12 protein-coding genes are annotated in these 13236 nt (G+C 31.6%); 11 read left to right on the plus strand and 1 reads right to left on the minus strand.

Annotation, left to right across the window (positions count from 1 at the left end; genetic code table 11):
• Position 1 precedes the first annotated feature (1 nt).
• The 3 genes from dat (at position 2) to trmB (ending at position 2689) form a co-directional block, all read left to right on the plus strand.
• Positions 2 to 850 carry a D-amino-acid transaminase gene (dat, locus tag AC1Q7N_RS09080; protein ID WP_001830829.1) on the plus strand — a complete coding sequence of 283 codons (849 nt, stop codon included), beginning with the start codon at positions 2 to 4 and terminating at the stop codon, positions 848 to 850.
• Positions 851 to 1236: 386 nt separating this feature from the next.
• A complete protein-coding gene (locus AC1Q7N_RS09085; protein ID WP_001830846.1) occupies positions 1237 to 2028 on the plus strand; it encodes a phosphotransferase family protein in 792 nt (263 codons plus the stop codon).
• A 13-nt stretch (positions 2029 to 2041) separates the two neighbouring features.
• Positions 2042 to 2689 carry a tRNA (guanosine(46)-N7)-methyltransferase TrmB gene (gene trmB, locus AC1Q7N_RS09090; RefSeq protein WP_002493957.1) on the plus strand — a complete coding sequence of 216 codons (648 nt, stop codon included), beginning with the start codon at positions 2042 to 2044 and terminating at the stop codon, positions 2687 to 2689.
• Between the two features lie 162 nt (positions 2690 to 2851).
• Here the strand turns inward: trmB and AC1Q7N_RS09095 are convergent, their stop codons facing one another.
• Entirely contained in the window at positions 2852 to 3166 is a 315-nt protein-coding gene (locus AC1Q7N_RS09095; protein WP_001830778.1) for a PepSY domain-containing protein, read from the minus strand.
• A gap of 84 nt (positions 3167 to 3250) precedes the next feature.
• Here AC1Q7N_RS09095 and AC1Q7N_RS09100 point away from each other — a divergent pair, with 84 nt between their 5' ends.
• From AC1Q7N_RS09100 to AC1Q7N_RS09135, 8 genes are all read left to right on the plus strand, one after another.
• Positions 3251 to 4336, plus strand: a complete 1086-nt coding sequence (locus AC1Q7N_RS09100; protein ID WP_001830905.1) for a M42 family metallopeptidase — start codon at positions 3251 to 3253, stop codon at positions 4334 to 4336.
• Positions 4337 to 4341: 5 nt separating this feature from the next.
• On the plus strand, positions 4342 to 4653 hold the full coding sequence (locus AC1Q7N_RS09105; RefSeq protein ID WP_001830792.1) for a thioredoxin family protein: 312 nt from the start codon (positions 4342 to 4344) through the stop codon (positions 4651 to 4653).
• 137 nt (positions 4654 to 4790) lie between these two features.
• Positions 4791 to 5645 (plus strand): DUF1444 domain-containing protein, encoded by an 855-nt coding sequence (locus AC1Q7N_RS09110; RefSeq protein WP_001832670.1) that lies wholly within the window; start codon positions 4791 to 4793, stop codon positions 5643 to 5645.
• Positions 5646 to 5667: 22 nt separating this feature from the next.
• Positions 5668 to 6264 (plus strand): YtpR family tRNA-binding protein, encoded by a 597-nt coding sequence (ytpR, locus tag AC1Q7N_RS09115; protein WP_001830779.1) that lies wholly within the window; start codon positions 5668 to 5670, stop codon positions 6262 to 6264.
• A 20-nt stretch (positions 6265 to 6284) separates the two neighbouring features.
• Positions 6285 to 9794 carry a DNA translocase FtsK gene (locus AC1Q7N_RS09120; protein ID WP_001830880.1) on the plus strand — a complete coding sequence of 1170 codons (3510 nt, stop codon included), beginning with the start codon at positions 6285 to 6287 and terminating at the stop codon, positions 9792 to 9794.
• 20 nt (positions 9795 to 9814) lie between these two features.
• Positions 9815 to 11128, plus strand: a complete 1314-nt coding sequence (murC, locus tag AC1Q7N_RS09125; protein ID WP_001830747.1) for a UDP-N-acetylmuramate--L-alanine ligase — start codon at positions 9815 to 9817, stop codon at positions 11126 to 11128.
• A gap of 74 nt (positions 11129 to 11202) precedes the next feature.
• Entirely contained in the window at positions 11203 to 11694 is a 492-nt protein-coding gene (locus AC1Q7N_RS09130) for a DUF948 domain-containing protein (protein ID WP_001830868.1), read from the plus strand.
• Positions 11695 to 11771: 77 nt separating this feature from the next.
• Complete coding sequence (locus AC1Q7N_RS09135; RefSeq protein WP_001832675.1) at positions 11772 to 12995, plus strand: YtxH domain-containing protein; 1224 nt, start codon at positions 11772 to 11774, stop codon at positions 12993 to 12995.
• The last annotated feature ends 241 nt before the right edge of the window (positions 12996 to 13236 follow it).

Genomic DNA, 13236 nt, shown 5'->3' on the forward strand with positions numbered 1-13236 from the left:
TATGACAAAAGTTTTTATAAATGGTGAATTTGTTAATGAAGAGGATGCTAAGGTTTCATACGAAGATCGAGGCTACGTGTTTGGGGACGGAATCTATGAATATATACGGGCATATGATGGGAAATTGTTTACCGTTAAAGAGCATTTTGAAAGATTTTTAAGAAGTGCTGAAGAAATAGGACTAGATTTAAATTATACTATTGAGGAATTAATTGAATTAGTACGCCGATTATTAAAAGAAAATAATGTAGTGAATGGCGGTATTTATATACAAGCTACTCGTGGTGCTGCTCCTCGAAATCATTCATTTCCTACACCACCTGTAAAACCTGTTATTATGGCGTTTACAAAAAGTTATGATAGACCTTATGAAGAATTAGAACAAGGAGTTTATGCCATTACAACTGAAGACATTAGATGGTTACGTTGTGATATTAAAAGTTTAAATTTATTAGGAAATGTATTAGCTAAAGAATATGCTGTTAAATATAATGCTGCAGAGGCTATACAACACCGAGGTGATATTGTCACTGAGGGTGCATCTAGTAATGTTTACGCAATTAAAGATGGAGTGATATACACGCATCCAGTTAATAATTTTATATTGAACGGAATTACTCGCCGTGTCATAAAATGGATAGCAGAGGATGAACAAATACCATTCAAAGAAGAAACATTTACAGTAGAATTTCTTAAAAGTGCTGATGAAGTTATCATTTCTAGTACTTCTGCAGAAGTTATGCCAATTACAAAAATTGATGGTGAAAATGTTCAAGACGGACAAGTTGGTACTATAACACGACAATTACAACAAGGATTTGAAAAGTATATTCAATCGCATAGTATTTAAAATTTTTAAATTTATAGTTTGAGGATGAAAATTTAAAATAATTGTCTTATTTCACCGTAAATCTGATCTTATAATGTGTTATAATTTATAATAAAGCGATTTAGAAATCAAAGAGACATTAGACTAGTAAAATGTATCTTTTTGTTTCTGATTTTTAGTTGAAATGTAACCCTAAAAATTATAAAATCTTTTATGAGTGATAAATTATGAACGGATTAAATAAGTCTGATTAAGATGGGACTAAGTATTGACTTAAATAGCTCACATAAACTGTTAACAAATTAAATGTAAAGCGTAAAAAACAAACGCTTTGTAAAAATTAGAATATATGGCTCACGAAAAACTATTTCTTGAGCCATTTTCTAGTTGAAAGTGAGGTGAACGTGTTGGAGCAGTTTTATCAGTTAGGGTGGACACTTGATTCGGCAGGAGGAGCTTCTGGTGAAGCATATATGGCTGAACAAGATGGACAAAAATTATTTTTAAAACGAAATTCAAATCCTTTTATTGCTGCGCTATCTGCAGAAGGAATTGTACCTAAACTTGTTTGGACGAAACGTATTGAAACAGGTGAAGTAGTAACAGCTCAGCATTGGAAAAATGGCAGAGAATTAAATGAAGATGAAATGAACCAAACAAGAGTCGCTGAACTACTACATAAAATTCACGGTTCAAGACCTTTATTAACTATGCTAAAGCGTATGGAGATGGAACCTATTACGCCTGACATTATGTTGAATAAAATTAACGCATCACTTTCAAGAGAAGTTTTGACACATCATGTTGTGAGAAGAGCTTTAACTTACCTTGAAGATCATATACCGAATTTAGACGCACGTTTCTTTACTGTTGTACATGGAGATGTTAATCATAACAACTGGTTATTATCAGATCGGGATGAACTTTACCTTGTGGATTGGGAAGGTGCAATGATTGCAGACCCAGCGATTGACATTGGTATGCTGCTTTACAATTACGTTCCTCAAAACAAATGGTCTCAGTGGTTTAAAACTTATGGCGTTGAAGAAAGTGTCAATTTGAATAAACGTATGAAATGGTACACAGTTATTCAAGCAATAGGTCTTATTCAATGGTATGAAGAACAAAAACGCTATAGAGATATGAATACATGGCTGAAATTTTTAAATGAAGTAATGAATAGTAACTTATTTATATAAGGAGTAATTAATGATGAGAGTTCGTTACAAACCGTGGGCCGAAGATTATTTAAAGAACCATCCTGATTTAGTAGACATGGATGGTGCTCACGCAGGTAAAATGTCTGAGTGGTTCGAAAAAGAACAACCGATTTATATTGAAATTGGTTCAGGAATGGGACAATTTATAACAACATTAGCAGCACAATATCCAGAGATTAATTTTGTATCAATGGAACGTGAAAAAAGTGTGATGTACAAAGTTCTTGATAAAACAAAAGAAATGGGTCTTAAAAATTTAAAAATGATTTGTAATGATGCTATTGAGCTTAATGAGTATTTCAAAGATAAAGAAATATCTAGAATTTACTTAAATTTTTCAGATCCTTGGCCTAAAAAGCGCCATGCAAAAAGACGTTTGACGTATCATACATACCTTGCATTATATAAACAAATACTTAAAGATGACGGTGAAATTCATTTTAAAACTGATAATCGTGGTTTGTTCGCATTTAGTATAGAAAGTATGTCGCAATTTGGAATGTACTTTACTAAAATGAATTTAAATTTACACGATGAAGATGATGAAGATAATATAGTGACAGAATATGAGAAGAAATTCTCTGAAAAGGGATCTCGTATTTATCGAATGGAAGCTAAATTTCATAAATGTTTCGAATAGAATAGGTAACTTATCATTTATATCAAATCAACTTTTATGTTTAAAATTATCATGAAAGTTGGTTTTTTTACAAAAAGCCCCAAATGATTTTAAATATAAATTCATTTGGGGCGAAGTTATTGTGATAGGTTTTTATTATTATTATATAATATCAATTTTACCTCAGAGTTCAATTATATCAATGATTTGTCCTGACACAGCATCTGCATAAAATTCATAATTAATAAGATGGTCATTTTTTAATACTGTGATACCACCTTGGTATATTGGTTGATTATGATTTATATTTTCTAAAACGATTGGTTCTTGCACAATATAGGAACCTTTTACTTCTCTAAAATAAGTTTTGACTTCATTTAGTAATAATTCGGCGTTATACAGTTTTTTCTTCGTCAAAAAAATGAGAGAAAAGATTAATATTAAAAAAGCTGTAGAAAAAAACAATATAGTTATTTTTTTAAAATTAACTGACTTCATCACAAATTCTCCTCTTACATAATTCATATCATTAGTTTACCACATTGAAGATGATATAATTAAGCATAAGGAGTGAGATTTTATATGACTATTGATAACTCAAAAACATTGGAACGAATTAAAATATTAACAGAGCTTCATGGAGCACCTGGTTTTGAAGATGAAGTGAGAAGTTATATGAAAAGTGAAATGGAACCATACGTGGATAAGTTTATTCAAAATAAGATGGGTGGTTTCTATGGTATAAAAAAATCAAATAAAGAAAACGCATCTCGAGTTATGATAGCAGCACATATGGATGAAATAGGTTTTATGATTACTCATATTAATGATAATGGAATGATTCAATTTACGAATTTAGGTGGCGTGGCTAATGATATTTGGCAAGGACAAAGATTAAAAATAAAAAATAGATACGGTAAAGAAATCATAGGTGTAGTTGCTAATATTCCTAAACATTTTAGAACAGGAAATGAAAGCATACCTCAAATCAAAGATTTAATGCTAGATATTGGTGCTTCTTCATCAGAAGAAGTGCGCAATCGGGGTGTAGAGGTGGGCGATACAATAGTTCCTCACACAATAATGACTCAGTTGTCAAAAAACAGATACAGCGCGAAAGCCTGGGACAATCGATATGGTTGTGTCTTAGCTATTGAGATATTAGAATTATTAAAAGACGTTCAACTAGATGTTGACTTATATGTTGGTGCCAATGTACAAGAAGAAGTTGGACTTAGAGGAGCTAAAGCTGCCGCAAAGCAAATTGATCCTGATATTGCATTCGTTGTCGATTGCTCCCCTGCAAATGATATCAAAGGTAAACAACAACTTTCTGGTGTGTTAGGGGAGGGGACTTTAATTCGTATCAAAGATGGTACTATGATACTTAAACCATTATTTAGAGATTATCTCCTTAAGCTAGCAGAAGAAAATCAGATTGCATATCAATATTATATATCACCAGGTGGTACAGATGGTGGGGAGATTCATAAAGAAAATGAAGGTATACCAACAGCTGTTATTGGAGTATGTGCGCGTTATATTCATAGCACTGATGCGGTCTTTGATATTAGAGATTATTTTTCTGCACGTCACTTGCTAAAAGAAAGTATTATTCATTTAACAAGTGGACAAATTCAACAATTACAATATGGAAAGGAATTTTGATATTTATGATTAAACTTGAATCAGAACAACAATTTGAAGAATTAAAAAAAGGGTATACAGTATTTGAATTCACTGCTGGATGGTGTCCAGATTGTAAAGTAATTGAACCGGATTTACCTAAATTAGAGAAAAAATACAGTCAATTACAATTTGTGTCTGTAGATAGAGATCAATTTATAGATATTTGTGTTCAAAATGATATTTTAGGCATTCCTAGTTTTCTTATCTTTAAAGAAGGTCAACTTTTAGGAAGCTATATAGGTAAAGAGAGAAAATCAATTGATCAAATTGATCAATTTTTATCTCAACACATTTAATAATTAGTCAGAAAATGACTCAGTAAATCTACATTAATTTATAATAACAAATTAATGTGATTATCTGAGTTTTTTCTGTTAACTCAACATTATTTATTGTAAACTGTAAAAAGGTGCGAAAATAGGGAGTGTTAATAATGAATGTCTTCCAAATGAGAGATAAATTGAAAGCGCGTTTAAAACATTTAGACGTAGAATTCAAGTTTGATAGAGAAGAAGAAACGTTACGTATTGTAAGAATTGACAATCACAAAGGTGTAACGATTAAACTTAACGCTATCGTCGCAAAATATGAAGAACAAAAAGAAAAAATTATAGATGAAATTTGTTATTATGTCGAGGAAGCAATCGCTCAGATGGGTGATGAAGTGATTAATAATGTTGAGGACATACAAATTATGCCGGTTATAAGAGCTACAAGTTTCGACAAAGAAACTAAGGAAGGTCATGCATTTGTGTTAACAGAACATACTGCTGAAACTAATATATATTACGCTCTTGATCTAGGGAAATCTTATCGGCTAATAGATGAAAATATGTTACAAACGTTAAATTTAACTGCTCAACAAGTGAAAGAAATGTCACTATTTAATGTTCGTAAGTTAGAGTGTCGCTATAGTACGGATGAAGTTAAAGGTAATATTTTTTACTTCATCAACACAAATGATGGATATGATGCAAGTCGTATTTTAAATACTTCTTTTTTAAATCATATTCAACACCAATGTGAAGGTGAAATGCTTGTTGGTGTGCCACATCAAGATGTATTAATTCTTGCAGATATTAGAAATAAAACAGGTTATGATGTTATGGCTCATTTGACTATGGAATTCTTTACTAAAGGACTTGTTCCGATTACTTCTTTATCATTTGGTTATGATAACGGACATCTAGAGCCAATATTTATTTTGGGGAAAAATAATAAACAAAAAAGAGATCCTAACGTTATTCAACGTTTAGAAGCGAACAGAAAAAAATTCAAAAAAGATTAATGATAGAAATGGAGTTTTATAAATGAACTTATTTTACAATCCTAAAGGTGTTGGAGATGTTGCATTTATTCAAATTGAACCTTCAGTTGGTCCTTTTGAATATGAACAAAAACATGGTGTGGTAGAAATCAAAAAAGAAAATGAGGTAGTAGGTTATAATATATTTAATGTGTCTAATAATGTGACAATAAATGATAATGGACATATTAAACTAACTACTGAATTAATCAAAGATTTACAACAACTGATTACTGAAGCAGGTTTTGATTATCAACTTGATACTGATGTATCGCCTAAATTTGTAGTTGGTTACGTAGAAACTAAAGAAAAACACCCTAATGCAGACAAACTAAGTGTGTTGAATGTAAATGTCGGTACTGAAAAACTTCAAATTGTTTGTGGGGCTCCAAATGTAGAATCTGGTCAGAAGGTCGTTGTTGCAAAAGTTGGGGCCGTTATGCCAAGCGGAATGGTAATTAAAGATGCCCAATTACGTGGGGTAGATTCTAGTGGTATGATTTGCTCAATGAAAGAATTAAATTTGCCTAATGCTCCTAAAGAAAAAGGAATTATGGTACTTAACGATGACTATGATATTGGTCAGGCATTTTTTGAATAATTAAGAAAGGTAGTGTAATTATGAGCTGGTTTGATAAATTATTTGGCGATGACAACGGTTCGAACGACGATTTGTTACGCAAAAATAAAAATAGACGTCAGTCTCAGCAAACAAAACAAAATAATCAAGACTCATTACTGCCTCAAAATAATGATATTTATAGTCGACCAAGAGGTAAATTTAGATTTCCAATACAAGTTTCTGAAAATGAATATACGCAAAAAAATGAAAATTATAATGAACATAACCAAGAAGAAACAAACGATATAATGAGATCATATAACCAGCATGATAATCCTGAATTTGATTCTTCTGGTAAAAGACATCGACGCCGACGCCAAGCGTATTCAAAACACGATCAATCTAAGATTACACAACAAAAGCAATTTGCAGATAACAATTATACAAATAATAACAGTGTTTTTAATCAAAACGACAATAAGAAATCTTCACAACAACGTAAATCAATACAATCTGAAAATATCAAAAACAAAGCAAACACTAAGAATACGTCGACATCTCCTGAATTTACATATTTAAATCATAGTTTTAAATCAAGCGAGGTACCCTCAGCAATTTTTGGTACAAAAAAACGAAGACCGATTGAGAATGGTGTCATACCGCCAGAACATAAGGAATTAAATGATAAAGAGACTGTTCAACAGGATGAAGTCTCGCATTCAACGAAATCAATAGATGCATCAAAAAATGTTTCTAATAGTAACGATAACAATATTGAAAAAAATCAACAGAAAAAACAACAAACAACTGCTCAAACTGAGTCATCATCAGAAAATATGCATAATGTTGAAAAGTCAAATTATCAAACTACTAAGCGTAAAACACCAAATTACTCTAAAGTAGATAATACGATTAATATTGAAAATATCTATGCTTCACAAATTGTAGAAGAAATCAGAAGAGAAAGAGAACGTAAAGTTCTACAGAAACGACGTTTTAAGAAAGCCTTACAACAAAAACGTCAACAAAATCAACAGTCAGAAGAGGATTCAATTCAAAAAGCTATTGATGAAATGTATGCTAAGCAAGCCCAACATTACACAGGCGAAAGTTCATTGGATTTAGAAAATGAAAGTAATCAAGATTCGTCATCTAATAGTCTAGAGAAACAATCAAATAGCAGCAACATTGACAATAAAGAAGCCCAAAATAACACACCTTTATTTAACTACGAAGAAATTAACTTAGATACGACATCAGATGTATATAAAGTTAATGAAGAAGAAACTGAATCTAAAAATGATGAAGATTTAGTATCATCAAATCATTATCATTCTAATGATGATGCGGAAGTAGAAGATGCCGAATATCACGAATTAGATGATAACCGACAACAAAACCAAAGTAACTCTCAAGACGATATAATTAGTTCAAAATCAAGTACTTCAAATATGTATGATAATGCAATCAGTGCAAGTGTAGATAATAACACTGAAAGAGCTAAATCAAATGAAGATAAAAATGATACAGAAATTACACACTTAGATGGAACAACAAGTGCAAAAGTTAGTGACGAGATAATTGAATCTAATACAAACAATCATTTAGAACAAGATAAGAATGTAAAATTAAAAAATGTAAATTCATCAAAATCTTCAAATTCTGATACAGGTCAAACAAGAAAACAACGTTTTGGTGGTAGTAGACCGTTTAATGTTTTAATGACACCATCAGATAAAAAGAGAATGATGGATCAAAACCACAAAAAAGTAAGTGTTCCAGAGCTTAAACCTGAAAAACAAGCGAATGCAAATCATAGAAAAGACAGCGAATCTAATAAATCTGAAGAATTTAAACAAATCAATACTAATAGAGAAACCGATTCTAATAGTTATGAATCTAATGGCATAGAGCATGATATGAATTCATCAAGTGATGAGCACGTATATGAAACACCATCCAAACAACAGGATGAGCAAATACAAAAGCTACAAGATGATTTTCATTTTGAAAACGCAAATCATGCTAAAATTAACAATTCAAATGAAACTGGCAATCAAAGTAATATAAGTCATTCAAAACGGTCACAATATTCAACAAATGAAAGTAAAAATATTGATACACAAACTTCAAATTCAAGTACATCAAATCAAAATTTTCAACGTATTCGTAAAGGACCGAATATTAAATTGCCGAGTTATCAATTATTGGAAGCCCCAGAACCACATGAAAAAGATCAAGATTGGATAGATAATAAAAAGCAAGAATTAAACGACGCATTATATTATTTCAATGTGCCTGCGGAAGTGAAAAATGTAACAGAAGGACCGAGTGTTACTCGATTCGAATTATCTGTTGAAAAAGGTGTCAAAGTATCAAGAATCACGGCATTACAAGATGATATAAAAATGGCTTTAGCTGCTAAAGATATTAGAATTGAAGCACCAATTCCAGGTACAAGTTTAGTAGGTATTGAAGTGCCAAATCAAAATCCTACTAAAGTGAATTTAAGGTCAATTATTGAATCACCTAAATTTAAAAATACAGAGTCCAAACTTACAGTTGCAATGGGTTATCGAATTAATAATGAACCCTTATTAATGGATATCGCTAAAACGCCTCATGCACTTATCGCTGGTGCTACAGGGTCAGGCAAATCGGTATGTATCAATAGTATCTTAATGTCTTTACTTTATAAAAATCATCCAGAAGAATTGCGTTTATTACTCATTGATCCGAAAATGGTAGAACTTGCACCGTATAACGATTTACCACATCTTGTATCACCCGTAATAACAGATGTAAAAGCAGCTACACAAAGTTTAAAATGGGCTGTTGAAGAAATGGAAAAACGTTATAAATTGTTTGCTCAATATCATGTCAGAAATATTACTGCTTTCAATAAAAAAGCACCTTATGAGCAAAGAATGCCTAAAATTGTTATAGTAATTGATGAGTTAGCTGATCTTATGATGATGGCACCACAAGATGTAGAACAATCAATTGCACGTATAGCTCAAAAAGCTCGAGCTTGTGGTATCCATATGTTAGTTGCTACACAACGACCATCAGTGAATGTAATCACTGGTCTTATTAAAGCTAATATACCTACTAGAATTGCATTTATGGTTTCATCGAGTGTTGATTCTAGAACGATTTTAGACAGTGGTGGCGCTGAAAGATTATTAGGTTATGGTGATATGCTTTATTTAGGTAGCGGTATGAATAAACCTATACGTGTTCAAGGTACATTTGTTTCAGATGACGAAATAGATGAAGTTGTTGACTTTATTAAGCAACAGCGTGATCCTGAATATTTATTTGAAGAAAAAGAATTATTAAAGAAAACACAAACTCAAGCACAAGATGATTTATTTGATGATGTATGTGAGTTTATGGTTGAAGAGGGACATATTTCTACTTCTCTTATCCAAAGACATTTCCAAATTGGTTATAACAGAGCGGCAAGAATTATCGATCAGCTAGAACAATTAGGATATATTTCAGGTGCTAATGGTTCTAAACCAAGGGATGTTTATATTACAGAAGCGGATTTAAGTAAAGAATAAAATGAGTAAGGAGTATTGAAATGACACACTATCATTTTGTCGGAATTAAAGGCTCAGGCATGAGTTCATTAGCACAAATCATGCATGACCTCGGTCATGAAGTACAAGGTTCAGACATAGAATCATACGTTTTTACAGAAGTTGCATTAAGAAATAAAGGGATTAAAATTTTACCTTTTGATGCAAATAATATTACAAAAGAAATGGTTGTCATCCAAGGTAATGCATTTCCTGATAATCATGAAGAAATTGTTAGGGCACATGAATTAAAGCTTGATATTATAAAATATCATGACTTTCTTGGTCATGTTATAAATCAATATACATCTGTTGCTGTTACAGGTGCACACGGTAAAACGTCTACAACTGGTTTGTTGTCACATGTGATGAATGGAGATAAAAAGACATCATTCCTAATCGGTGATGGTACAGGTATGGGACTACCAGGAAGTGACTATTTTGCTTTTGAGGCTTGTGAATACCGTAGGCACTTCTTAAGTTATCATCCAGATTATGCAATTATGACTAATATTGATTTTGACCATCCAGATTATTTTAAAAATATCGATGATGTTTATGATGCATTCCAACATATGGCGTTAAATGTTAAGAAAGGAATTATTGCTTGGGGTGATGATGAATATTTACGTAAATTAGATGTAGATATTCCGGTTTATTATTATGGCTTTAAAGAAACAGATGACATCTATGCTAAAAATATTCAAATTACTGAAAAGGGTACGCAATTTGATGTATATATTAAAGGCGAATTTTATGATCAATTCTTATCCCCACAATATGGAAATCACAACATTCTAAACGCACTTGCTGTAATAGCAATTAGTTATTTAGAAAACATGAATGTAGAAAATATTAAAGAAGCACTGATAACATTTGGTGGTGTAAAACGTCGTTTTAATGAAACAAAAGTATCAAATCAAGTATTAGTAGACGATTATGCACACCATCCAAGAGAAATTAGTGCTACAATTGAGACAGCGCGAAAAAAATATCCGAAAAAAGATGTTGTTGCCGTTTTTCAACCACATACGTTCTCAAGAACTCAAGCATTTTTAAACGAATTTGCTGAGAGTTTAAGTAAGGCAGACCAAGTATTTTTATGTGAAATATTCGGTTCAATAAGAGAAAATACGGGAGATTTAACTATAGAAGATTTAATCAATCGTATTGACGGCTCGACGCTTATAGATGAAAATAGTATTGACGTATTAGAAAAATTTGATAACGCTGTAATTTTATTTATGGGCGCTGGTGACATTCAAAAGTTACTAAAAGCTTATTTTGAAAAATTAGGCGTAAAAAATGATTTTTAATATGTTTATATAAAAGCATCATGGGTATTAAATATTAATGACTTTTATTTTATGGTAATTAGGAGGCGTTTTTAATGGATTGGATTTTACCAATTGCAGGAATCATTGCTGCGATAGCGTTTTTAATTTTATGTATCGGTATCGTCGTGGTACTTATTTCTGTTAAAAAGAATTTAGACTATGTGGCTAAAACACTAGATGGTGTTGAAGGTCAAGTTCAAGGTATTACTCGTGAAACGACTGATTTACTTCATAAAGTGAATCGCTTAACTGAAGATATTCAAGGTAAAGTTGATCGTTTAAATTCTGTAGTTGATGCTGTTAAGGGCATTGGAGACTCAGTACAAAACTTAAATGGATCTGTAGATAGAGTTACAAACTCAATTACGCACAATATTTCTCAAAATGAAGATAAAATTTCTCAAGTTGTACAATGGTCAAATGTTGCAATGGAAATTGCTGACAAATGGCAAAACAGATACAATCGTAGAGGAAGTGCAAACTACAAAACAAACACTGTAGCAGATGATGCAAATCATAGCTACAATTCACGTGTTAATAAATAATTAATACTATTTAATGACAAATGCACTTAAATGAGGCTTTTACTTATTTAAGTGCTTTTGTTTTAGGAGGAAAGTTTATGGAACATTATAATCGTGATAATTTCGAGAAAAGCCATACAAGCGAAGAATTGTATCATCGCACATCTCGTTCACAATCTAACTCATTGAAGCGTAAGGATTTTGTAGTTAGTTTCATAGCAAGTGCGATAGTAGGTTCTGCTGTTGGATTGTACTATAAAAATAAAATATATAAAAAAACGGATGAATTGAAAGAAAAAGAACAAGATTTACGTAGTAAAGTTGAAAACTATAGACAACGAGCGGAAGATACAGTGGTTTCTGTTAAATCTAAAGTTGAGCAATTAAAATATGATTCCAAAGATAATATCCATGCAGATGAATTACAAGCTCAAAAAGCTGCTATTCAACGCGAAACAGACTTAGCGGATGAATCACCGGAAGCGCAAGCAATTCAAGAAGCAAAAAAAGAAACAAAACAAGTGGATGATGTGAGACCATCAGCAACAGAATTAGCAGCTCAACAAAATGCTATTCAACACGAAACAGACTTAGCGGATGAATCACCGGAAGCGCAGGCAATTCAAGAAGCTAAAAGTGAAGTTGATTCAAACAATAAAACATCTACGACGCACATAGATAGTGAGAAAGAACCTTCTGCTGAAGAAATTGCAATTGCTCAAACGGCAGTTAAAGAAGAAGCACGCAATCATGATTTAGCAAACCCTTCTGCAAGTGGAGAAGATACTAAAAGTAAGTCAGAAACTGAAACAGAAAAATTAGCTGCAGCGGCAAAAGCAAAAAAAGATAGAATAAATAATAATAATGAAGTTGCTAGTAACACGAAAAATCTAATGCAAGAAGAAGCTATAAAAGCTTCAAATAACTCTGATGTTCCAAATCTTGTAACTAATTTAAATCAATCTCAAGCATCAGATACTAATTCAGTTGCTTATCGCTTAGCACAGGCAGCAAAAGAAAAAAGATCTAAGCTCACAAATGGCTCTAAAGAAACACAACTTACAGAAGCGTTGTTAAAAGAACCATCAATTGCTAAAGCTCAAACAAAATTGAAGCGTATCCCTACACTTATTACTGAATCTAAAAAACATTCAAATAATCCGCACAGCCAAAAAAATTCGAATCAGACTAAGAATATAACAGCAACTAAAGAGGATTCCAAAGGCAAACAGCAACATACACCTAACCAAAACAAACGTAATAAACAACAAAAAGTAGAAAAAACTAGTAGCAAAATTGAAAAACGAACATTTAATGATTAATCTCGAGTTTTAAATATTAACAATGATAAAGAGTAAAATAAAGTGTATTGAACATTATAAAAGTTATATTCTTTATCTACTTAACACGATTTACTAACTATTGTAATTATTATGTTAAATTTTAAATTTAAGTCATTAATTTAAGAGATTATTTCACTTTAAAATTAGATATTTAAATAATATCTGAAATCTTGAGGTAGGACGACGAATTTATATTCAGTTCGTTCCTATCTTTTTTAAC

Source organism: Staphylococcus sp. GW823-FHT05F06 (assembly GCF_058795495.1).